We start from the raw sequence: 22,693 nt of genomic DNA, 5'->3' as shown, positions 1-22,693 counted from the left end.
TGTGGGTCAGCTTTGGTGAGCAGAAACGGGTCAATTCTGGTGAGCGCCAAGGGGCTGTGCGGTGCCGGATTGCGCAGGCTCTTCACGCCGAGATTCCGATCCTGCTTTCGCTCACCGATGAACGCGTCGACGTGTTCGATGCCGGTTTGTGTCTCGTCGCGGCCAAGGATTTCATGACCGCGGAGACGCTGCCCCCGGGGGACACCGATCTCGCCAGGCGCGAGGGCTGGATCTGGGTACGGAGGCCGCTTGCATGAACTGCTGGGTGGGCTACGGACCGGAGCTGGTTCGCGTTCCTGTCCGTGCGTGCGCCAGAAGAAGGGAGTTTCAGGCAAACCTCTTCCGGGCGGTGCGTGACGGTACTCGAGGCGGGAGTCCATTTTCTGTTCAAGCCGCACGCGCCCGACCTCTCCGGCAAGATCGTTGCGGGGATTGCCCCGCGGCAATTTCGGCGCCACATGCCGAGCGAGCTGCTGCACGATTTCGAGGCGATGGCGGATTCGTGAAAGCACTCCGATCGCCGAGCGGCAAATGGCTGCAGCCGAGCGAAGCCGGCGACGCCCGGGGGCGAAGCCTCGCAACATTCGCCCGCCAGCTCCGAACAATTGACGGCCGACTCCGAACCTTTGTAGACCGGGTTCGAACATTTTTGGAGTCCGACCATTTGGCGTCCGAACAAGGGGCACGCCTGGCAGCGCTGGCTGCGCCCATGCGCGAGTCAGGCAAGGTGCCCGACAAGTCGCTGGCGGAGCAAGTCATCCTGGCGCTCTGTTTGCAGCGGTGGCTGACGCTTCGAACGTTGCCGCGGCTGCTCGATCGCGCCCGGCACCCGGCCTGCTGCCGACGACTTCTTCGCGACCCTTCAGCGGGCGAGGGTGACGAACATCAGGCCGACGACGATCGCCATGCCACCGAGCCCGGCGAGCGCGGCGGCGGCGAACCAGCGGTCGGCGAACCGGTTCACGACGGCGTCTTCCGGTCGCAGCGGGTCGTGCAGGACCTCGACCCGCGTGCCGATCGCCAGCGGTCGAACGTAGCGGCCGCTGTCGGATTCGAAGAGACGCTTGCGGCCGTCGCCGGTGCTGAACTCGACTACCGGGAAATCGTAGGGATTGCCGGGCGTCACCGCGACCGCCACTTGCGCGACCACCGTACCCGGCGCCGCCCGCCAGCCGCGGGTGCGCTGCCAGTGCTTCCAGGCCAGCACGCAGCCGCAGACCAGGAGAAGCAGCCCGGCCATTTCGAGTCCCCAACCGAGCATGCGAAACGCTGCACTGGACATGATCCTGAACTCCTTCGTTTCCTCCTGCCGCCGTCGGGGAAGTGTCCGCTTCCTGCCGCAGCGGCCGCCCGTCGGCGGCGGCGGACTGCTGCCCGGCACGCGGCTGCCGGCCCCGATCGAACGGACCGCAGGCCGTGACGACCGCGGCACGCGAGCACGGGCGGCGAGCAGGTGGCTTGGACTGCCGGCACGGCCATGCGATGATACGGCAGAACATCAGATCGACAAGGACTCGTTGCGATGATCACCGTCTTCGGCATCCGCAATTGCGACACCATGAAGAAGGCCTTTGCCTGGCTCGAGGCCAATGGCGTGCCCTACGAGTTCCGCGACTACCGGCAGCCGGGCGTGGTGGCAGCGCACCTGCCGGAGTGGAATCGCCATGCTGGCTGGCAGGCGCTGCTCAATACCCGTGGCCTGACCTGGCGGCGTCTGGCGGCGGATGAGCGAGCCGGCATCGACGAGGAGCGGGCCCTGCAACTGATGGTGGCGCATCCGACGCTGATCCGTCGCCCCGTCCTGGCCGTCGGTGGCCAGCTGCTGGTGGGCTTCAGCGCCGAAATCCATGCCCGCCTGCTGGATGCCAGCAACGCCGCCCAGCGAGCGCCGGGTGGCGAGGCCGTGAGGGGTAGCCACGGGGCCTGAAGGAAGGGCGGCAGCGCCGTCGCTGTCGCCGGTGCAGGAAGAGGGGAATAGCTCATGCTCACGATCGGCGTGGCGGGGGCGGGCAGCATCGGCGCCGGCCTGATCCGCCTCCTGCACACCTCGCCGGCTGCGCGCAGCCTGCGCTTGAAGACCGTCCTCGTTCGCGACACCGCGAAGCCGCGACCGGAACTCCCCGCCACGACCCCGCTGACGGCCTGTCCGGCCGAGCTGACGGACGATCCGCAGATCGATGTCGTCGTCGAGCTGCTGGGCGGCGTCGAGGAGCCGTTTCGCATCGTCAGCCGGGCGCTGTCGCAGGGCAAGGCCGTGGTCACGGCGAACAAGAACCTGCTCGCCGAGCGCGGCCCCGAGCTCTTTGCCCTGGCGGCCGAGCGCCGCTTGCCGCTGGGCTACGAAGCCAGCGTCTGCGCCGGCATACCGATCATCCGCACGCTCGAGGAAGCCCTGCGCGTCGACCGGATCACTGCCCTGGAGGGGATCGTGAACGGGACGAGCAACTACCTGCTGACCCGGATGAGCGAGGAGCGGGCAGCATACGCGGAGTGCCTCGCCGATGCGCAACGCCTCGGCCTTGCCGAGCCCGACCCGACCTACGACGTTTCGGGCCAGGATGCGGCCTGCAAGGCGGGCATCCTGGCGACCCTTGCCTTTGGCGCCTATGTCGACTTTCGACGGCTGCCCACCTCGGGCATCGACCGTCTTGCCCTCGAGGATGTCCGCCAGGCCGAGGCGATGGGCTACCGCATCAAGCTCGTCGCTGCCGTCGGTCGCGCGACCGGTGGTCGTGTCGATGCCGAGGTGGGAGCGGTCCTGCTGCCGCTGCATCACCCGCTGGCGTCGATCCGCATGGAGTGCAACGCCGTCCGCGTCGAGAGCGAGGGACTCGGGGAGACGCTCCTCGCCGGCAAGGGTGCCGGCCCGGCGCCGACGGGCGTCAGTCTGCTGGCAGACCTGCTCGATATCGCCGAGGGCCGCGGTCGGGTTCCCACGGCCGGGCATCCGTTCCTCGCCGGTGTGGCCGAACTGGCAGACCGGCAGGCGAGCGCTGCCCGCTACTACCTGCGGCTGGCCGTCGCCGACCGGCCGGGCACGCTGGCGCAGGTCGCCGGTTTCTTTGCCAGCCAGGGCATCAGCCTTGCATCGGTCCTGCAGCCCGAGGTTCCGGAACTTGCCGGCGGCTCGCTCGTGCCGCTGATCCTGACGACTCACACCACCGACCGTCGGCGCCTCGACCTGGTGCTGGCAGCCCTCAGTGCAGCCGGCTGGGGACGCAGCGTCGTGCTGCGCATCGGCGAACACTGAGCGGGCGGGTTCCCACACCCCGCGCCGCACTGCTGCCGGGCACGCCCGGGCGGTGAGGATTGGCGCCCGAGCGGCCGGGTCGCGGGTGGAAATCAGCAGAAAACGTGCATTAATTCCTCGTCTACCAGTGGCCGGCCGTTACAGACTGGTGTTGTGGGCGACGGGGTGGCCGCCGCGATCCTGCGGCAGCTCGGCTGATCTGATGCGAACAGCGGGTGCGACAGCGATGAAACGGGTTCGGGACTGGAGCATGCTCGTCGGTGTGGCACTGCTTCTACTGGTGGCCATTGCGCTTCCGGGTGGCAGGGCACGAGCCGAGAGCTACATCGAGGCGCCGCGGGTGACGGCAGCGCTGCAGCAGGGGCATGCGGCGGAGTTTGGCGTCGGCATCCGGCGCAACCTCCTGCTGGCAGTGGCACTCTATTGCGACGCCGGTACCATGGGCAGTCCCGAAGGCTTCTTCCGTGTCGGCCGCGTGCTGGCCAGCGCGCCGCGCCCGTTGCGCAACCCGGCGCTGGCCAACGCCTATCTCGCACTGGCTGCCCGTCTCGGCCACCACGAGGCACTCAGGCTCTACGATTCGCGGGTGGCGAGCGCGATCATCGGCGACGAGTGCGGGGTGTACGGCAACAGCGCCGACGGAACCCGTTTCGACCTCGATGGCTACCTGGCCGGACAGTCGACGGCGAAGCAGCGGATCGCCCACCTCATCCGCAACGCCGCGCGCCAGTATCAGATCGACCCGCGTCTCGCGCTGGCGATCGCCATCGCCGAGTCGAACCTCGATGCGGCGGCCGTCTCGCCGCGCAATGCGCAGGGCGTGATGCAGCTGATCCCGGCGACGCAGGAGCGCTTTGGCGTGACCCGGCCGTTCGACCCGGAGCACAATGTCAGAGGCGCACTCGCCTACCTGCGCTGGCTCGACAAGCGTTTCGCCGGCGATTGGCGGCTGATTGCCGCCGCCTACAATGCGGGCGAGGGAGCCGTCGAGCGTTACAGCGGTGTGCCGCCCTTCGCCGAGACGCAGCAGTACGTCCGCCGTGTCCTGCATTTCTCCGGCTTCGCGACGCGAGAGAGGGGCTGAACGCCGCTCGCCGGCGAGGTGGATCGCATTGCCGCCACGGGATGATGCCGGCCCACGGCCACTCCCGCTCGCCCGTCGCCGGCAGCCGCGTTGCGTGCTGCGGATGTGGTCATGACAGCGCCCCGCCGGGCATATCGTCCGCATAAAGCATATTTCTTGCGCCCCATTGTCCCTGTTTGTTGTACTCTTTGCGCCGTCTTCACCCGCCGGCCCGCGATCGATGGACCTGCGTGCCACGAGGACGGTGCCGTGTCGTCAGCGTCCGATCTTGATCAACAGGAGGTAACATGCGATTTCTAGTCAGGTTGTTGAGTGCCGTCATTCCTCTGTCGCTCGTCCTTTCCGGTCCGGCGGTGGCGCGGGAGTGGGATGCGATCAAGCAGTCGGGAACCATCATCGTCGCCACCGAGGGGGGATTCCAGCCCTTCAACTACTATGATGGACCGAAGCTCACCGGTTTCGAGGTGGAACTGGCCGAAGCGATCGCGAAGAAGCTCGGGCTGAAGCTCGAATGGCGCGTGGTGCCGTTCGACGGCCAGATCGCAGCACTCAAGCAGGACCGTTTCGACTTTGCCATCGCTTCGCATGGCTACACGGCAGAGCGGGCGAAGTCGGTCGATTTCGCCAATCCCCACTACTGTACCGGCGGCCAGATCGCCGCCCACAAGGACGGACCACTGACGGTTGCAGCGCTCGATGGCAAGACCGTCGGCGTGCAACTGGCGACCAGCTACGCCGATGCCGCGAAGAAGATCAAGGGTATCAAGACGATCAAGACCTACAAGGGCGACCCGGAAGCGTTTGCCGCCCTGAAGGCGAAGAAGGTCGATGCCTGGATCTCCGACAAGTTCACCGTCAAGGCGACGCTCGAGAAGAACCCCGATGCCGGGATCACTGCCGGCGAGCAGGTGTTCGTCGAGCGCGTTTCGATGATCCTGCGCAAGAACAACAAGGGACTTGCCGAGCAGCTCAATCAGGCACTGGCCGAGCTGATGAAGGATGGCACCTACAAGGCACTGTCGGAAAAGTACTTCAAGGAAGACATTTCCTGCCGTTCCTGACCCTGATCCAGGTCGCCAGCGATGAACTGGACCAGGCTGTACCCGGGATGGGCGATGTTCGCCGCCATGATCGGGCTGCTCCTCTTCCTTTGGGGAATGGCATTGCCGCTTGCGGCCTTGCCGGCACCCATCGGGCCGGCGGCCGAGCAGTTCGCCGACGGGGCGAGAATCACCGTCGGACTGACGCTGATCGCGGGCAGCGCCGGTGTCGTCATCGGCGTCCTCGCCGGGCTCGGAAAGCTGTCGCATTTTGGCCCGCTGCGCTGGTTCTGTGACGGTTATGTCTGGCTGATCCGCGGTACGCCACTGTTGCTGCAGATCCTGTTCGTCTGGCTGGCCCTGCCGACGATCATGCCGGAAGGCGTGGAGCTGTCGGATTTCACCTGCGCCGCCATCGCCCTGTCGCTCAACGTCGGCGCCTACAACACCGAGTGCGTGCGGGCGGGGATCCTGGCCGTTCCGCACGGCCAGGTCGAGGCCGCGCGCGCCCTCGGGCTGACGCCACTGCAGACCTTCATCGATGTCATCCTGCCGCAGAGCATGCGCGTCGCCCTGCCGGCACTGGCCAACAACCTTGCATCGCTGGTCAAGGATTCGTCGCTGGCCTACGCCATCAGCGTCGTCGAACTGACGATGGTCGGTTACCGGGTGCAGGCCGAGAGCTACCAGCCGATCCCGGTGTTCGTGACCATCGCCGCCATCTACCTGATCCTGACCACGGCCTTCACGACGCTGACGGCCGCACTCGAGGCGCAACTCGATGTCGGCCAGAAGCGCTGAAGGGACTTGCCATGGGCTCTGAAGCCGATCTCCGGCCGATCATCGAGGCGCGCGCGGTCGGCAAGCGCTTCGGCTCCTTCCAGGCACTCAGGGACGTCTCGGCAACCTTCCACGAGGGACAGGTGACCGCCATCGTCGGGCCTTCGGGATCCGGCAAGTCCACCTTCCTGCGCACCCTGAACCGCCTCGAAGCGCACGACTCGGGCGAGATCGTCATCGACGGCATCGTCCTCGGCGACGACATCCGCAACCTCAACGCCATTCGCCGCGAAGTGGGGATGGTCTTCCAGAGCTTCAACCTGTTTTCCCACCTCACCGTCCTGCGCAACCTGACCCTGGCGCCGATGCGGGTGCGCCGGATGGCGAAGGCCGCTGCCGAAGAGAAGGCGATGAACCTGCTCGAGCGGGTGGGCCTGAAGACGCAGGCCAGCAAGTATCCGGTGCAACTGTCCGGCGGCCAGCAGCAGCGGGTGGCGATCGCCCGCGCGCTGGCGATGGATCCGAAAGTGCTGCTATTCGACGAGCCGACCTCGGCGCTCGACCCGGAAATGGTCAACGAGGTGCTGGCGGTGATGCGTGAACTGGCCTACAGCGGCATCACCATGCTGGTGGTGACGCACGAGATGGGGTTTGCGCGCGAGGTCGCCGACCGCGTCATCTTCTTCGACGAAGGAGTGATTCTCGAGGACACCACGCCCGAGGGCTTCTTCTCGAATCCCGGGCATGAGCGGGCGAAGTCCTTCCTGTCACAGGTGCGGCATGGCTTCTGAGCTCTCGCCGCAGCCCGTGCCGGGAAGCCCGGCCGGCGGCCGCGGCCGCGCCGCCGGATCCTGCCGGTAGAAGCGCTTCAGGTTGTCATAGAGATCGGGAAACTCGGCCAGCAGGTCTTGCGGTGTCTCGAAGAAGGCTTCACTCATGACGGCGAAGAATTCGCCCGGGTTCTCGGCGGCATAGGGGTCGAAGACGGTTTCCTCGCCGCCGCGGTCGGCTCGCTCGACGGCGGCGCAGAAGGCGTCGTAGCTGGCGAGAAGAACCGTCTGCCAGGCGGCGGCGGACATGCCCGGCGGCAGCGGCGGCATCCCGTTGGCTTCGCCGTTGCGCATGTCCAGCTTGTGCGCGAACTCGTGGATGACGACGTTGTAGCCCTCACCTGCCATCTGTGCGTCGCGCCAGGAAATCAGCAGTGGACCGCCCTCCCAGGCCTCGCCCGACGCCAGTTCCTGATACTCGTGTACGACGCCGAATTCGTCCTCGATGCAGCGCGGGATGATGAACTCGTCGGCGTAGACGACGATGCCGACCCAGCCGGAGTAGTGGTCGAGGCCGAGGTTGAGGATCGGCAGGCATCCCTGGACGGCGATCGAGACGCAGATGGCGTCGTCCAGTTCGAAGTCGGCGACGGCGGTGAACTCCTTTTCGGCAAGGAATTCCTCGGCCAGCCGCCGCAGCCGCAGTTGCTCCTCGCCGTCGAGACAGGCGACGAAAGGCAGTCGTGAACTGAGCTCGAGCCACAGCGCGTCGGGGATGGGTGCTGGTTCGCGGCGGTTCCTCAGCCAGCCGAGCAGTTTGCCGATCATCTCGCGGGTGTCGCGGCGGCTGTCGCCGTTGTCAGGTAGATGCCGGCGAAGATCAGCGCGATGCCGGGATAGTGGTATGGCTGCGGCATCTCGGCGAGGAAGATGGCCGAGAGGATGGTTGCGAAGACGGGCATCAGGTGCAGGAAGAGGCTGGCCCTGCTCGCGCCGACCTCGCCGACGGCGCGGTTGTAGAACACGTAACCGAGGAAACCGGGGAAGATGCCGGTGTAGGCGATCCCCGCCAGCGTCGCCGGCGAGACATGGATCGACCGCCCCTGCGAAACCTCCCAGGCGTAGGCCGGTGCCAGCGCCGCCAGACCGACGAGGGTAAAAGCGGCGAGCAGCAGCATCGGGTCGACAGCAGCCGGTCGCCACTGCAGGCCGATGGTATACAGTGCCCAGGTGAAGACGGCAACGAGCATCCACAGGTCACCGACGTTGAAGCCCAGTTGTGCGAGACGGAGCGGATCGCCCTGGCTGACGATGATGCTGACGCCGGCAAAGGAAATGAGCACCCCGAGCCAGTCTGTGGTTCGCAGATGCTTGCCGAGAAAGGCCCAGGAGAGGGCGATCGTGGCGATCGGGATGAAGGAATTGAGCAGTGCGGCGTTGGTTGCCGGGGTGTACTGCAAGCCGATGTAGGCCAGCGTGTTGTAACCGCCGACACCAAGCAGTCCGAGCACGCCCACCGCTTTCCAGTTCGCGCGCAGCAGTGGCCATTGCGTCCGCAGATGGGGCAACGCCAGCGGCAGGACGAGCACGAAGGCGATCGCCCAGCGCCAGAAGGCGAGCGACAGCGGTGGCACCTGCTCGCGCAGGGCGCGGCCGATGACCATGTTGCCGGACCAGAAGAGAACGGTCAGGACGAGCAGCAGGTACGGGTTCTGCAGGCGAGCGTGCATCGCTGGCTGGCCGTGGCGAAAGGCGCATTATGCATTAATGACCGGCGGCGCCCTTATAATCCGCCAATGGTTTCCGTCCTCCATTCGCTCGCCGCACACGGCGATCCCGCCGACTCGCTGCAGGCGCTCGCCGAAGGCCTGCCGGCCGCTGCCGCCGAGCGCCTGTGGCGGGCCGTCGAGTACGCACGCCCGGTTTACGCCGACCGCCTGCTGGGTAGCGGCGAGGCGGTCTGGGGACATGCGCTGGGAATGGCGCTGATCGTCGCCGGACTCAAGCTCGATGCCGATTCGCGGCTGGCAGCGCTGCTCTTTGCCGTGCCGGCCCTGCAGGACCGTGGTCTGGCGCAGATCGAGGCCAGCTTTGGCGGCGGCGTCGCGCACCTGGTCGGCGGTATTTCTCGCCTCGACCGGATGCGGCCGATCACGCGCAAGTTCAGCGCGCATTCGGCGGCCAACTCCGAGAGCAACCCGCAGGAGATGAAGGCGCAGGTCGAGATCCTGCGCAAGATGCTGCTGGCGACGGTCGAGGACATTCGCGTCGTCCTCCTGCGGCTCGCTTCGCGGACGCAGACCCTGCGTCATTTTGCCGCCGAGGCGGACGAACTGCGCGTGCCGGTGGCGCGTGAAACGCTCGAGCTTTACGCACCTCTTGCCAACCGGCTCGGTGTCTGGGAGCTGAAGTGGGAGCTCGAAGATCTGTCGTTCCGCTTCCTGCACCCGGAAATCTACAAGGATGTCGCGCGCCACCTCGACGAGAAGCGTGTCGAGCGGGAGCAGTTCATCGCCACCGCAAGCGCCCGCCTGCAGGAAGAGCTGCAGGCTGCCGGTGTCGGCCACGCCGAGGTCTACGGTCGCCCGAAGCACATCTACAGCATCTGGAACAAGATGCGCAAGAAGGGGGTGAGCTTCGCTGAAGTCTACGACGTGCGTGCGCTCCGTGTCATCGTCGACGAGGTGCGTGACTGCTACACGGCGCTCGGCATCGTGCACCACATCTGGTCGCCGATCGCCAGGGAGTTCGATGACTACATCGCGCATCCGAAGGGCAACGACTATCGCTCGCTGCATACCGCGGTGCACTGTGCCGATGGCCGCGCGCTCGAAGTGCAGATCCGCACGCGCGACATGCACCGCCATGCCGAACTGGGCGTTGCCGCTCACTGGCGCTACAAGGAGGCGAGCGGGGCGGCACCCGAGGACCGCTACGACGAGAAGATCGCCTGGCTGCGTCAATTGCTGACCTGGCGCGACGAGGTGGCGGATGCATCGGACTGGGTCCGGCGCTACAAACAGGCAGCGTTCGATGAGACGGTCTATGTCCTGACGCCGCAGGGACGGGTCGTCGATCTGCCGCGGGGTGCGACGCCGGTCGATTTCGCCTATCGCGTGCACACCGACGTCGGCCATCGCTGTCGCGGCGCCAAGGTCGACGGTGCGCTGGTGCCCCTGAATACCCAGCTGGCGACCGGGCAGCGCGTCGAGATCGTCCTCGCCAAGCAGGGCGGGCCGTCACGCGACTGGCTGAACCCGGCGCTCGGCTATCTGTTCACCCATCGCTCGCGGCTCAAGGTCAGGCAGTGGTTCGCCAGCCTGGCGCTCGACGACACCCTGGCCGAGGGGCGGGCGCTGGTGCAACGCGAACTGCAGCGGCTGGGACAGCCCGGGCTCAACCTCGACGACCTGGCCGTCCGTCTCGGGCTCGCGCGCAGCGACGACCTCTTCATCGCCATGGCGCGCGCGACGCTGAACATGCGGCAGTTGCAGGCGGCGGTACGTGCCAGCGAGGAGCCCGTCGACGAGCGCGTGCCCGACGAGCTGACGGTCCGCCGGCAACGCGACAGCGACGTGGCGGAGAAGGGAATCCTGATCGTCGGGGTCGGCCGTCTCCTGACACAGCTCGCGGGTTGCTGCAAGCCGGCGCCGCCGGACCCGATCGTCGGCTTCGTCACCCGCGGTCGCGGCGTTTCCGTCCACCGTGCCGACTGCAGCAATCTCGTGCACCTGCAGGCGATGCACCCGGAGCGGCTGATCGAAACGACCTGGGGCGCCGGCAGCGATGCGGTCTTCGCCGTGGACATCGTCATCGATGCCCATGACCGACAGGGCCTGCTGCGCGATGTGTCGGATGTGCTGGCGCGCGAAAGGATCAACGTCATCGCGGTGAACACGCAGTCGCGTCAGGGCAACGCGCACATGAGTTTCACCGCCGAGGTCGGCAGCATCCCGCAACTCGAGCGGACGCTCGCGCTGCTGCATGGGGTGCACGGAGTCGTTGGCGCGCGCCGTGCCTGACGCCGGCAGCAGCCGGCGGCCGCAAGCGTGCCGCCGGTGCCTTTCGTGGTGGCTGGCCCGTTAGCCCTTCAGGAGTTCGATCAGCTCGGCCTGCGAGGAATGCGGGCTGGTGCGCGAACCACGCTTCTGGTGGTAGGTGCCGTCAGGCCCGAGTTCCCAGGCAAGTGCGTTGTCGGTGAGGTAGATCTGCAGGCCTTCACTCATCACCCGCCGCTTCAGCTTGCGGTCGAGGACCGGGAACGCCAGTTCGATCCGGCGGAAGAAGTTACGTTCCATCCAGTCGGCGCTCGACAGGTAAACCTTCTCCTCACCGCCGGCGTAAAAGTAGAAGACGCGGTGGTGCTCGAGCTGGCGGCCAATGATCGAGCGCACATTGATGTTCTCCGAAAGGCCCTTGACGCCCGCCCGCAAGCCACAGACGCCGCGCACGATGAGGTCGACCTTGACGCCAGCCTGCGAAGCCTCATAGAGCGTGGCAATGGTTTCCGGTTCGAGCAGCGAGTTCATCTTGGCGATGATTCGCGAACGCTTGCCGGCACGCGCGGCTTCCGCCTCGGCCCGGATTGCCGCGACGACGTTGGGCTGCAGCGTGAACGGTGCCTGCCACAGGTGGGTCAGCGTCTGTGCGCGGCCGAGGCCGGTGAGCTGCTTGAAGACCTCGTTGGTGTCGGCGCCGATCTCCTCATTGCAGGTGAGCAGACCGAAGTCGGAATACAGGCGGGCTGTCTTCGGATGGTAGTTGCCGGTACCCAGATGGACGTAACGGCGGAGGATGCTGCCACCGCCATTGCTCTCCTCACGGCGAACGACCATCAGCATCTTGGCATGGACCTTGTAGCCGAAGACACCGTAGACGACGTGGGCGCCGACTTCCTCGAGCTTGGTTGCCCAACCGATGTTCGCCTCCTCGTCGAAACGCGCCATCAGCTCGACGACGACCGTGACCTCCTTGCCGTTCTGCGCTGCACGCAACAGCGATTGCATCAGCACCGAGTCGGTACCCGTGCGGTAGACGGTCATCTTGATCGCCACAACCTGCGGGTCGACCGCTGACTGCTCGAGCATTTCGATCACCGGGTTGAAGCTCTGGTAGGGGTGATGCAGCAGGATGTCACCGCCACGAATGCCGTCGAAGACGCTCTGGCATTTCTGCAGGGCCTTCGGTACGCCCGGTGTGAAGGGTTGGAACTTGAGATCCTGGCGCACCACCCAGTCTGGAACCTGCATCAGGCGGACCAAGTTGACCGGGCCCGCGACGCGATAGAGGTCGGTTTCGGTCAGATTGAACTGGCCGAGGAGGAACTGCGTCATCGCCTCCGAGCAGCTGTTCGCGACTTCCAGGCGAACCGCGTCGCCGAAGTGGCGCTGCGGCAGTTCGCCCTGGATCTTGGCGCGCAGGTTCTTGACTTCTTCCTCGTCGACGAACAGGTCGCTGTTGCGCGTGACGCGAAACTGGTAACAACCGAGCACTTTCATGCCGGCGAACAGTTCGTGCACGAACTCGTGCAGGATCGACGACAGGAAGACGAAGGAGTACTCGCTGCTGCCCAGTTCGCGCGGCAGGCGGATGACGCGTGGCAGGACGCGCGGCGCCTGTACGATCGCTGCGCCCGAACTGCGCCCGAAGGCATCGCGCCCCTCGAGTTCGACGGCGAAGTTGAGACTCTTGTTGAGTACGCGCGGGAAGGGGTGCGACGGGTCGAGGCCGATCGGTGTGATCACCGGCATCACTTCGCGGAAGAAGAATTCCCTGATCCATTCGCGCTGTTCGAGATTCCAGTCTGCCCGCTTGAGGAAGCGAATGCCTTCGGCAGCGAGCTGTGGCAGGACTTCGTCGTTGAGCAGTGCATACTGCTCCCTGACGATGGCATGGACCTCCTCGCTCACCAGCTGGTAGACCTCGCGTGCCGTCTTGCCATCGGTGGTGATCGCCACCGAGTTCAGCTTGAGCTGTTCCTTGATGCCAGCCTCGCGAATCTCGAAGAATTCGTCGAGATTGCTGCTGACGATACAGAGGAAGCGCAGACGCTCGAGCAAGGGTGTTCGCGGGTTCTTGGCCTGCCACAGGACCCGCCGGTTGAACGCCAGCAAACTCATCTCGCGATTCTGGAAGTACTCCGGCGGGAAGCCGGTGGGTGCCTGAAGGGGAGGTGTCTCGCTGGTCGTGGCAACTATGTTCATCGATCGGTTCCGTCAAGAAGGATGGCTCGGACAAGGGTTCAATTGCAGGCGGACATATTACAGCGATAGGCTGCGCGCGGGTCTGCCGGCGGCCATTTTCTTCCGCTCTGGCGGGGGCGCTGGCATGGTGGCGTCCGTGTCTGCAGCGCACCGCCGCTCGCCTGGGCCAACGGAGGTGCAGCGCGGGGAATGCTAGAATGCCGGGCCCAGGCACACCACTTGTCGTGCGGGCGAAGAGGAACAGTCATGAGTTACGAACTGATAGCCGGGGTGGACCTGGGTTCCAACAGCTTCCGCGTCCAGGTCGGGCGCATCGTTGGCGAACAGATTCACCCTCTGGATACCCTGCGCGAGACGGTTCGCCTGGGTTCCGGCCTCACGCGCGAAAAACTGCTCGATCATGCTTCGCAACAGCGGGCGATCGCCGCGCTGCGCCGCTTCGGCGAACGTCTGCGCGGTTTTGCGCCCGACGCCGTACGGGCGGTGACGACCGATGCCATGCGGGTCGCACGGAACGCGCCACTGGTGCTGTTGCAGGCCGAGGCAGCGTTGGGCTTTCCGATCGAGGTCATCGGCGGCCGCGAGGAAGCACGGCTGATCTTCATCGGCGCCGCAAATGCCCTGCCGGCAGCCAGCCACCGCCGCCTGGTGGTCGATATTGGTGGCGGGTCGACCGAATTCATCATTGGCGAGGGTACCGAGCCGGCGTTGATGGAATCGCTGTTCATGGGCGGCATCAGCTATCACCAGCGCTTCTTCCCCGACGGCAAGGTCGACAAGAAGCGCCTGTACGCGGCCGAAGTGTCGGCGGCGCGCGAGGTCGAGGCCATCGTGGTCGACTATCAGCGCCGTGGCTGGGGCGAGGCCGTCGGATCCTCCGGAGCGGCGCAGGAAATCGCCACGTTGCTGGAGATGAACGATCTCAACCCGCAGGGGGACAGCGGCATCACTCGCGAGGGACTGGCCCGGCTGCGTCAGTTGCTGATCCGCGCCGGTTCGGCGGAGGCGCTGAACCTGCACGGCATGCGTCCGGATCGCTGCCTCATTCTGCCCGGTGCCGTCGCCATCATGTCAGCCGTGTTCGCCGAGATGGGCCTTGAGCGCATGACCTATTCCGACGGTGCCCTGCCGCTGGGTGTGCTCTACGACCTGCTCGGGCGCTTCGCGCGTCATGATACGCGCGACACGACGGTGGCCCAGTTCATGCAGCGCTATCAGGTGGACGAGACCCAGGTCAGGCGGGTCGAGCGCACGGCCCTGCTCATTCTTGGCCAGATGATCAAGCTCGATGATCTCGCGCACGAGAACGATGTACACTTTCTGCGCTGGGCGGTCTCGCTGCACGAGATCGGTGTATCGGTGGCGCATAGCCAGTTCCACAAGCATGGCGCGTACATCCTGGGACATGCCGACATGTCGGGATTCTCGAAGCGTGATCAGGCCCGGCTGGCCCTGCTGGTTCTCGGTCAGCGTGGCAAGCTGCAGAAGCTCGCGGCGATGCCGGCGGGCGATCCCAACTGGCGGCTGCTCTTCTGTCTGCGGCTGGCGGCGCTGTTGCACCGGGCGCGCGACGACCATCCGTTGCCCGAGATGTCGGTCCGGGAAGCCGCCGATGGCTTCGAACTCGATCTGCCGGCGCGTTGGCAGGCGGGCAATCCGATCACCGCCACCGCGCTGGCGGATGAGGTGACGTTCTGGCGTCGCATCGGCATCACGCTGAAGGTCGGTACGGTGCCGCGCGACAAGGTGGTGCAGTTGGAGCTGCTGCAGAAGTCGTAGCAGGCGCGGGCGCGAGTGGTTGCCCGCGGCAGGCGGGGAGGCGCCTTTTCCGAACGGGGAGTGAGCGAGTGAACAGCACGTCGGCGCAGGCCGGCAGCAGATCCGGCGCCGGTTGCTGAACGCAGCGATGACCGCGGCGACGATCGATATGGTCGATGAGGCGGGTGCCCGCCAGCTCGTGCTCGCGGGTGACTGGCGTCTGGCGACGATGCCGCAGCCGATCGCCGCTTTCGAGTTGCGCGTGCGGCAACTTGCGACCGACAACCCCGTCTGGGACTTGCGCCCGGTGTCGCGCCTCGACAGCGCCGGGGCGACTCTGCTCTGGCGGGCCTGGGGCCGACAGTGGCCCAGCTCGCTGATCCTTTCAGTCGAGCATCGGGCCCTGCTCGAACGGGTGGCGGCGATCTCCGGCGACCTCGAGGGCGCTCCGGCAGCGCACGACGCTCTGGCCTGGATCGCCGCCCTTGGCCGGCTGTCGCTGGCGGGCCTGCGTCACTTGTCCGAGATCGTCGCCTTGATCGGGCAGTTGGTTCTCGATCTGTGCTATCTCTGCCGGCACCCGCGCGAGATGCCCTGGCGGGAGTTCTCGGCCAACCTGTACAAGAGCGGTGCGCGGGCTTTGCCGGTGATTGCTCTGATCGGCTTCCTCATCGGCATCGTCCTTTCCTACCTCTCCGCGCTGCAGCTGAAGACGTTCGGCGCCGACGTCTTCATCGTCAATCTGCTCGGCATCAGCATCGTTCGCGAACTCGGCCCGATGCTGGTCGCGGTGCTGGTCGCCGGACGTTCCGGTTCGGCGATGACCGCCCAGATCGGCGTCATGCGAGTGACCGAGGAGATCGATGCGCTGGCGACGATGGGTGTGTCGCGCAGCCAGCGTCTGCTGTTGCCGAAGGTGCTGGCGCTCGCCGTCGCGATGCCGTTGCTCGTCATCTGGTGTTCTGCCGCCGGCATCATCGGCGGCATGATCGCTGCCAAGTTGCAGATGGGGCTCTCCTACGCCTACTTCATCGACACGCTGCCGCGCGTGGTGCCGGTGGCGAACGTCTGGATCGGCCTCTGCAAGGGACTGGTATTCGGCGTGCTCATCGCGCTGATCGCCTGCCATTTCGGGCTCAGGGTCAAACCGAACACCGAGAGCCTGTCGGCGCTGACGACCAGTTCGGTGGTATGCTCGATCACCGTGGCGATCCTCGTTGACGCGGTCTTCGCGGTCGCGACGCGCGGACTGGGGCTGCCATGATGCGTGCGCCACCCGCTGCCGGCCAGTCGTTGCCGCCCGTGATCGAGATTCGCGGACTGTACACGGAATTCGCTGATCTCGTCGTTCATCGCGACATCAATCTCGACATCGAGGCGGGGCAGATGCTCGGACTGGTCGGTGGTTCGGGCAGCGGCAAGACGACCTTGCTGCGCGAAATGGTCGGCCTGCTGGCGCCGAGCAAGGGGACCGTGCGGCTGTTCGGCCAGTCGGTGCTCGAAACCGATCCGCGGCGCCGACGGGCGCTGCGGCGGCGTTTCGGCATGCTCTTCCAGCAGGGCGCCCTGTTTTCGGCGCTCTCGGTCTTCGACAACATTGCTTTTCCGTTGCGGGAACTGCACACTCTCGATGAAGGGATGGTCGCTGATCTGGTCTTTCTCAAGCTTGCCATGGTCGAACTCGAAGCACGGCATGCACGGCTGATGCCGGCCGAGCTGTCGGGCGGCATGGTCAAGCGTGTGGCACTGGCGCGCGCCCTGTCGCTCGAGCCGGAACTGCTGGTTCTCGACGAGCCGACGGCCGGTCTCGATCCTGATCGCAGCGAAAGCTTCGTCAAGCTGCTGCGGATGCTGCAGAAGGAGCTGGGTTTCACGGTGGTGATGGTGACGCACGATCCCGAGACACTCGCCGGCCTGGCAACCCGCCTGGCGGTGCTGGCCGATCAGCGGATCGTCGCCTGCGGCACTGCAGCGGAGGTTGCGGCGGTGGATCATCCCTTCGTCCGCAACTTCTTCGATTCCGGACGCGCGGCGGCGGCGATCCGGCAGCAACGGATCTGAGCATGGAGAACCGGGCGCATGCGCTGGTGGCCGGTGTGTTCACTCTGCTGCTTGGCCTCGCCGCGGTGCTGGCCGTCTGGTGGTTCGGCGGCAGGCACGAAGCGACGACGGACTACATCGTCGTCAGCCGGCACAACGTCACGGGCCTCAACCTGCAGGGGCAGGTGCGTTATCGCGGCATCCGGGTGGGCAAGGTGGAAGCGATCGAACTCGACCCTGCAGAGGTGCGCAACATCCTGATCCGGGTCAGTGTCGACCGCAGCGTCCCGGTCACCCGCAGCACCACCGCGCGCCTTGGCTATCAGGGGGTCACCGGCATCGCCCACATCCTCCTCGAGGACAATGGCAAGGATGCGACGCCGCTCGCTGGCGACGATGGCGGCCTGCCGCGCATCACGATGCAATCCTCGCTGATCGAGGAGCTGTCGGATGTCGGCGGTGCGACGCTGCGCCAGGCACGGGATTTTCTGGAGCGGGCGAACCTCGTTCTTGACGACGACAACCGGCGGCACCTGGCCGGGATTCTCGCCAATCTGGATGCGACGACGAGCAACACCACGGAGGTGGCGCGGCAGTTGCGCAAGATCCTGACGGACGAAAACCTGCGCCTGCTGGGCAGTGCCCTGGCACACGCCGAGCGGGCGGCTGCCGAGGCGGCGCCGCTGCTGCTCGAGTCGCGTCGCCTGGCAAGCAGTCTGCAGCCGCTGGGCGAACGCCTCGGGCGGCTGATCGGCGAACCTTCTCCGGGCGGTATCGCCGCCCTGGTGACGCGCCTGGAAGATGTCAGCGGTGAGCTGTCGGCGAACTCGCGCCAGCTCAACCGGGTGCTGCAGATGCTCGAGGAGTCGCCGCAGAGCATCATCTTCGGTCCGCCACCGCATGCACCGGGCCCGGGTGAGGCCGATTTTGTCGCGCCCGCGATGCCAGCAGGGGTGGGTCGATGACGAGGTTTGCGAGCCTTCTTGCCGCCAGCCTGCTGGTGGCCTGCAGCGGCATGCGCAGTCCCCAACGGGCGGATGTCTACGATCTGGGACCGCCGCCGGCGCGGCTGACCGACGTGGAGCGCTGGTCGGGGGTCGCGCTCGAGACGAGGCTGCCCTATTGGTTCGATTCGCTGACGATCGAGTATCGCCTGCTCTACGATGAACCGCTGCGGTTGCGCAGCTACGCTGCCAGTCGCTGGGCCGCCTCGCCGGCGCAAATGCTCGAGCAGCGTCTGCGGCAGCAGCTCGGTCTCAGCGCGGCACGTGGCCGGAACGCGAACACCTGCCGGTTGCGCATCGAACTGCAGGAGTTCTCGCAGGTCTTCGCCACGCCGCAGCGGAGCAGCGCGCTGTTGCAGGGGCAGGCGACCCTGCTCGACACGAGACAGCGGATCATCGCCGAGAAGGCAGTGGCCGTCGAGCAGCCGGCGAGCAGTGCCGACGCCCGCGGAGGGGTGGGTGCGATGGTGGCCGCGAGCGGGCAACTGGGCAACGAGTTGCTGCCCTGGTTGTATGAAGTCGAAAAACGTGGCAGGCTGAAAAGCTGCCGTGTCACGACGGAGCAACAGGAATGACACCTATTTTGAGAGAGGAGAAGCTGGGGATGCCGAACATGTACCGGGTGGGCCTTGACAAGAATCCTGCCAACTACACGCCACTGACGCCGCTGACCTTCGTCGAGCGCAGCGCCTATGTCTATCCCGAGCGCGTCGCGGTAATTCACGGCCAGCGGCGCCAGAGTTGGCTGCAGACCTTCACTCGCTGCCGGCAACTTGCTTCCGCGCTCGCCGCACACGGTGTCGGCGAAGGTGATACGGTGGCGGCCATGCTCAACAACACGCCGGAAATGATCGAATGTCACTTCGGTGTACCGGCCACGGGTGCGGTGCTCAACACGCTGAACACTCGGCTCGATGCCGAGACGATCGCCTTCATGCTCGAGCATGGCGAAGCGAAGATCCTGTTCACCGACCGCGAGTACTCGCCGACCGTGCGCAAGGCACTGGCTGCCTGCCGGCGCGAGATCCTGGTGATCGACGTCGACGACCCGGAGTACGGCGGTCCCGGTGATCGGCTGGGGACGCGCGAGTACGAGGAATTCATCGCCGGCGGCAGTCCCGATTTCCCGTGGCGGGGTCCAGACGACGAGTGGGACGCCATATCGCTCAATTACACGTCCGGTACCACCGGCAATCCGAAGGGTGTCGTCTATCACCACCGTGGCGCCTATCTCAACTCGATGAGCAACATCGTCAGCTGGGGCATGCCACCGCATGCGGTGTACCTGTGGACGCTGCCGATGTTTCATTGCAACGGCTGGTGCTTCGTGTGGACGATGGCCGCCAACGCGGGTACCAATGTCTGCCTGCGTCGGGTGGACCCGAAACTGATCTTCGATGCCATGCGCGAGCACGGGGTGACCCACTACTGTGGGGCGCCGATCGTGCATAGCCTGATGGCCAACTCCCCGGCCGAACTGCGTGCCGGCATCAGCCAGAAGGTCTCCGGACTGATCGCCGCCGCACCACCGCCGGCAGCGGTGATCGAGGCGATGGCCAACATCGGCATCGACCTGACGCATGTCTACGGCCTCACCGAAACCTACGGACCGGCCGCTGTCTGCGCCAAGCACGGCGACTGGAGCAGCCGGCCGCTGGCCGAGCAGGTCGAACTCAATGGCCGCCAGGGGGTACGCTACCACGCGCAGGAGGGGATCACGGTTCTCGATCCAGTCAACATGGCGGCCGTTCCGTGGGACGGAGAGACGATGGGGGAAATCATGTTCCGCGGCAACCTGGTGATGAAGGGCTACCTGAAGAACCCGAAGGCGAGCGAGGAGTCCTTCGCTGGCGGCTGGTATCACACGGGCGATCTGGCGGTCATGCATGCGGACGGCTATGTCAAGATCAAGGACCGTTCCAAGGACGTGATCATCTCCGGTGGCGAGAACATCTCGTCGATCGAGGTCGAGGATGTACTCTACAGGCACCCGGCAGTGATTGCCGCAGCGGTCGTCGCCACCCCCGATCCGACCTGGGGTGAGGTGCCCTGCGCCTTCCTCGAACTGCGTGAGGGAATGACGGTCAGCGAGCAGGAAGTGATCGACTTCTGTCGGCAACACATGGCACGCTTCAAGGTGCCGAAGCGGGTGGTCCTTTGCACGTTGCCGAAGACCTCGACCGGCAAGATTCAGAAGTACGTGCTGCGCGAGCAGGCAAAATCCTCTGCCGCCATCGAGTGACCGCCAGCCAGAGCCGGCGTGGCAGCGACCAACCCCAGGAGAGACGAATGAACACCTCGATCAGCACGGTTGAACCCTACGTCCTGCGTGTCGATGAAGCGGGCGTCAGCACGCTGACGTTGAACCGGGGGAGCCAGTTCAACGCCCTGTCGCAAGCGATGATCGCCGCCCTGCAGAGGGAGCTGGACGCCATCGCGGCCGATCCGGCGCTGCGCGTCGTGGTCATTGCCGGAGCTGGCAAGGCCTTCTGTGCCGGCCACGACCTGAAGGAGATGCGCGCGAATCATGACCAGGCCTTCCTGCAGGAGCTGTTCCGCAGTTGTGGCCGGATGATGATGAGCCTGACGCGGATGCCGCAGCCGGTGATCGCGCGCGTCCAGGGCATCGCCACCGCCGCCGGCTGCCAGCTCGTTTCGATGTGCGACCTGGCAGTTGCTGCCGACAGTGCGCGCTTCGCCACGTCGGGGATCAATGTCGGCCTGTTCTGTGCCACTCCGGCGGTCGGACTGTCGCGCAACCTGGGCCGCAAGCAGGCGCTCGAGATGCTGCTCACTGGCGATTTCATCGACGCCCGGACGGCGCTGCAGCAGGGATTGGTCAACCGCGTCGTCGCCAGCGACGCGCTCGACGACGAAGTTGGACGCCTTGCCCGGTCGATCCTGGCCAAGTCGTCGGTAGCCGTGGGCATGGGCAAGCAGATGTTCTACCGGCAGCTCGAGATGGGGCTTGAGGCAGCCTATCAGTACGCTTCCGAAGTGATGGCCTGCAACATGATGACCGAAGATGCCGGCGAAGGCATCGACGCCTTCATCGCCAAGCGGCAGGTGTCGTGGAAGGGGCGGTAATCTCGTGTCGACTGCCTTTTCCGAGGTTCAGCCATCGTCCGATGCGGGTTCCGCCGCCCGGCGGTACCCGGTCGGCCGTGGCTGTTGTCGCTGATCAGCCCGCGACGACGCGGTCGTGGCCGGCTGCAGCGGCGGCCTGCAGTGCCTGCGCCGCCCGCCTGAGGATCTCGTCCGTGGACCGATCGTCGGCCGTGCGTGCACTGGCGCCGACGCTGATACTGAAGCGGACGGTGCCATTTTCCGTCGGAATGGCGATTTCGCCGATCTGCACGCGAATCCGGTTGGCGACCAGCAGTGCCTCTGCGATCTCGGTATCCGGCAGCAGAACGGCGAACTGTCCGCCAGCAAACCGGGCCAGCAGATCCCGTTGGCGCAGTGCGCGTTTGGCAGCCTGGGCGACGGCACGCAGAACCTGATCACCGACGGCATGGCCGTAACCGTCATTGATGCGGCGGAAGAAATCGATGTCGAGGAGCATGACGGCGAGCGGCAGCGGCCGGTGCTGCCGCCGTACGAGTTCGTCGGCAAGCATTGCGACGAAGTGCTGCCGGCTGCTGACGCCGGTGAGCTGGTCCGAGATCGCCAGCTGCTGCAGCTGTGTGCGGTGCTCGGCGAGCCTGCGGAGCAGCCGCAACGATCGCCAGGCAACGACGGTCAGCGGGATCGTCATGCCCAGAGCCAGCAGAATGGTCCACAGGCTTTGTCGTTTCCAGCCCGCGAGGGCCGTCTCGTAGTCATCGAGAACGACGACGACGAGAGGCAGGTCAGGGGGCGAGGAGTAACTCGCCAGGAGCCGCGGCTGCTCCTCGCCGTCCGCATCCAGTACGACGAAGGCACGCCGTTGTTGCGGCAGGTGGAGGCGGAACAGCGGCCCTCCGGCAAGCGAACGAGCGCGCTGCCGGTCGTCGCCCGCCTGCGCCAGAACCGTGCCGTCGAGCGAGAGCAAGGCGATCACTCCATCCGGTCGCGGCCGCTCGGCCTCGTAGCTGCGGCTGAGCATCTCCAGGTCCACCATTGCCATCAACTGCCGGGGGTTCTCGCCCGGGTCGATCGGCGCGCGGGCGAGCGGCAGATCAACCCTGCCCGTAGCCGGGTCAGCGATCGGCTGCCCGATCGACAGACCGAAAACCTCCGCTGGACGATCGCCGCCGACGGGCTCGGCTGCCCAGCGGGGTTGCGTGCCGGGGATAGGGAGCGAGCGGCTGTCGGCGGGCAGCAATGGAATATCGAAGAACTTGCCGCTGCTGGCCCGCAGACGGTCGACCAGCTGGCGCATGGCGGGCTCGCTGGCCGGCGAGCGGGCGGGGTGGGCCTGCAGCCAGAGTTCGCTCGCGACGAGAACCGTGTCGATCAGGCGAAACTGCTGTCGTGTCTGCTCCTCGATAGCGTGCGTCAATTGCTGCAGAGTCCTGCCGGTGGCAGAAAGGCTGTCGTGGCGGGCGACGACCACTGAAGCGATGACAGCCGTCCACAGCGCAGCGAGGAGCAGCAGCGTGAGCAGCACCACGGTTCGCGGTCTGGCCCATTCTTCGACATGCCGGATGGTCTCACCTTCCATCGCTGCCCCTCCTCTGCGAATTCTAGCAGCCTGCCGACGACCGTCGGCGGGAATCGCCAATGCGGGCAGCACTTCTCATTTCAAATCCGCGCAAGGCGGTGGTTGGCTGAGGTTGGCGC

20 protein-coding genes and 1 pseudogene are annotated in these 22,693 nt (G+C 66.1%); 16 read left to right on the top strand and 5 right to left on the bottom strand.

What is annotated here, in order from left to right:
• Positions 1 to 257 (top strand): annotated as a pseudogene (locus NFW30_RS10065) (hypothetical protein); the annotation flags it as partial.
• Positions 258 to 353: 96 nt separating this feature from the next.
• Positions 354 to 506 (top strand): hypothetical protein, encoded by a 153-nt coding sequence (locus NFW30_RS10060; protein WP_295353961.1) that lies wholly within the window; start codon positions 354 to 356, stop codon positions 504 to 506.
• Positions 507 to 862: 356 nt separating this feature from the next.
• Here the strand turns inward: NFW30_RS10060 and NFW30_RS10055 are convergent, their stop codons facing one another.
• The gene (locus NFW30_RS10055) at positions 863 to 1,282 is read right to left on the bottom strand and encodes a DUF3592 domain-containing protein (protein WP_295353958.1); all 420 of its coding nucleotides are present in this window, start codon (positions 1,280 to 1,282) and stop codon (positions 863 to 865) included.
• A 240-nt stretch (positions 1,283 to 1,522) separates the two neighbouring features.
• Here NFW30_RS10055 and NFW30_RS10050 point away from each other — a divergent pair, with 240 nt between their 5' ends.
• The 6 genes from NFW30_RS10050 (at position 1,523) to NFW30_RS10025 (ending at position 6,945) form a co-directional block, all read left to right on the top strand.
• Positions 1,523 to 1,927: an arsenate reductase gene (locus NFW30_RS10050; RefSeq protein ID WP_295353956.1), complete on the top strand. Its 405-nt coding sequence runs from the start codon at positions 1,523 to 1,525 to the stop codon at positions 1,925 to 1,927.
• A gap of 54 nt (positions 1,928 to 1,981) precedes the next feature.
• On the top strand, positions 1,982 to 3,250 hold the full coding sequence (locus NFW30_RS10045) for a homoserine dehydrogenase (RefSeq protein WP_295353953.1): 1,269 nt from the start codon (positions 1,982 to 1,984) through the stop codon (positions 3,248 to 3,250).
• 226 nt (positions 3,251 to 3,476) lie between these two features.
• On the top strand, positions 3,477 to 4,334 hold the full coding sequence (locus tag NFW30_RS10040; RefSeq protein ID WP_295353950.1) for a lytic transglycosylase domain-containing protein: 858 nt from the start codon (positions 3,477 to 3,479) through the stop codon (positions 4,332 to 4,334).
• 287 nt (positions 4,335 to 4,621) lie between these two features.
• On the top strand, positions 4,622 to 5,395 hold the full coding sequence (locus tag NFW30_RS10035) for an ABC transporter substrate-binding protein (protein WP_295353947.1): 774 nt from the start codon (positions 4,622 to 4,624) through the stop codon (positions 5,393 to 5,395).
• Between the two features lie 21 nt (positions 5,396 to 5,416).
• The gene (locus tag NFW30_RS10030; RefSeq protein ID WP_295353944.1) at positions 5,417 to 6,175 is read left to right on the top strand and encodes an amino acid ABC transporter permease; all 759 of its coding nucleotides are present in this window, start codon (positions 5,417 to 5,419) and stop codon (positions 6,173 to 6,175) included.
• Positions 6,176 to 6,186: 11 nt separating this feature from the next.
• Entirely contained in the window at positions 6,187 to 6,945 is a 759-nt protein-coding gene (locus tag NFW30_RS10025) for an amino acid ABC transporter ATP-binding protein (RefSeq protein WP_295353941.1), read from the top strand.
• On the opposite strand, the gene NFW30_RS10020 is transcribed toward NFW30_RS10025, so the two are convergent.
• On the bottom strand, positions 6,922 to 7,752 hold the full coding sequence (locus NFW30_RS10020) for a M90 family metallopeptidase (RefSeq protein ID WP_295353938.1): 831 nt from the start codon (positions 7,750 to 7,752) through the stop codon (positions 6,922 to 6,924). The genes NFW30_RS10025 and NFW30_RS10020 overlap by 24 nt on opposite strands.
• On the bottom strand, positions 7,749 to 8,654 hold the full coding sequence (locus tag NFW30_RS10015; protein WP_295353936.1) for a DMT family transporter: 906 nt from the start codon (positions 8,652 to 8,654) through the stop codon (positions 7,749 to 7,751). Before NFW30_RS10015 ends, NFW30_RS10020 begins: the two co-directional genes overlap by 4 nt.
• 66 nt (positions 8,655 to 8,720) lie before the next feature.
• On the opposite strand from NFW30_RS10015, the gene NFW30_RS10010 reads away from it, so the two are divergent.
• On the top strand, positions 8,721 to 10,946 hold the full coding sequence (locus NFW30_RS10010) for a bifunctional (p)ppGpp synthetase/guanosine-3',5'-bis(diphosphate) 3'-pyrophosphohydrolase (protein ID WP_295353933.1): 2,226 nt from the start codon (positions 8,721 to 8,723) through the stop codon (positions 10,944 to 10,946).
• Between the two features lie 60 nt (positions 10,947 to 11,006).
• On the opposite strand, the gene ppk1 is transcribed toward NFW30_RS10010, so the two are convergent.
• Positions 11,007 to 13,127, bottom strand: coding sequence for a polyphosphate kinase 1 (ppk1, locus tag NFW30_RS10005; protein ID WP_295353931.1), 2,121 nt, complete (start codon positions 13,125 to 13,127; stop codon positions 11,007 to 11,009).
• 246 nt (positions 13,128 to 13,373) lie between these two features.
• Between ppk1 and NFW30_RS10000 the strand changes: the two genes are divergently transcribed.
• The 7 genes from NFW30_RS10000 (at position 13,374) to NFW30_RS09970 (ending at position 21,016) form a co-directional block, all read left to right on the top strand.
• Positions 13,374 to 14,906, top strand: coding sequence for a Ppx/GppA phosphatase family protein (locus NFW30_RS10000; protein ID WP_295353926.1), 1,533 nt, complete (start codon positions 13,374 to 13,376; stop codon positions 14,904 to 14,906).
• A 127-nt stretch (positions 14,907 to 15,033) separates the two neighbouring features.
• Positions 15,034 to 16,149, top strand: a complete 1,116-nt coding sequence (locus NFW30_RS09995; protein WP_295353923.1) for an ABC transporter permease — start codon at positions 15,034 to 15,036, stop codon at positions 16,147 to 16,149.
• Positions 16,146 to 16,946 carry an ATP-binding cassette domain-containing protein gene (locus tag NFW30_RS09990; RefSeq protein WP_295353921.1) on the top strand — a complete coding sequence of 267 codons (801 nt, stop codon included), beginning with the start codon at positions 16,146 to 16,148 and terminating at the stop codon, positions 16,944 to 16,946. Before NFW30_RS09995 ends, NFW30_RS09990 begins: the two co-directional genes overlap by 4 nt.
• A gap of 2 nt (positions 16,947 to 16,948) precedes the next feature.
• Positions 16,949 to 17,890, top strand: coding sequence for an MlaD family protein (locus NFW30_RS09985; protein ID WP_295353918.1), 942 nt, complete (start codon positions 16,949 to 16,951; stop codon positions 17,888 to 17,890).
• Positions 17,887 to 18,504, top strand: coding sequence for an ABC-type transport auxiliary lipoprotein family protein (locus NFW30_RS09980; RefSeq protein ID WP_295353914.1), 618 nt, complete (start codon positions 17,887 to 17,889; stop codon positions 18,502 to 18,504). Before NFW30_RS09985 ends, NFW30_RS09980 begins: the two co-directional genes overlap by 4 nt.
• 29 nt (positions 18,505 to 18,533) lie before the next feature.
• Entirely contained in the window at positions 18,534 to 20,171 is a 1,638-nt protein-coding gene (locus NFW30_RS09975) for an acyl-CoA synthetase (protein ID WP_295353911.1), read from the top strand.
• Positions 20,172 to 20,218: 47 nt separating this feature from the next.
• Positions 20,219 to 21,016, top strand: coding sequence for an enoyl-CoA hydratase (locus NFW30_RS09970; protein WP_295353908.1), 798 nt, complete (start codon positions 20,219 to 20,221; stop codon positions 21,014 to 21,016).
• A gap of 94 nt (positions 21,017 to 21,110) precedes the next feature.
• Here the strand turns inward: NFW30_RS09970 and NFW30_RS09965 are convergent, their stop codons facing one another.
• Positions 21,111 to 22,574, bottom strand: coding sequence for a GGDEF domain-containing protein (locus NFW30_RS09965; protein ID WP_295353906.1), 1,464 nt, complete (start codon positions 22,572 to 22,574; stop codon positions 21,111 to 21,113).
• Positions 22,575 to 22,693: the final 119 nt, after the last annotated feature.

The organism is Accumulibacter sp., from assembly GCF_023806635.1.
Classification (GTDB): domain Bacteria; phylum Pseudomonadota; class Gammaproteobacteria; order Burkholderiales; family Rhodocyclaceae; genus Accumulibacter.
Note: the sequence above shows the minus strand (reverse complement) of the source record. Positions and strands in the feature narration are given on the sequence as shown.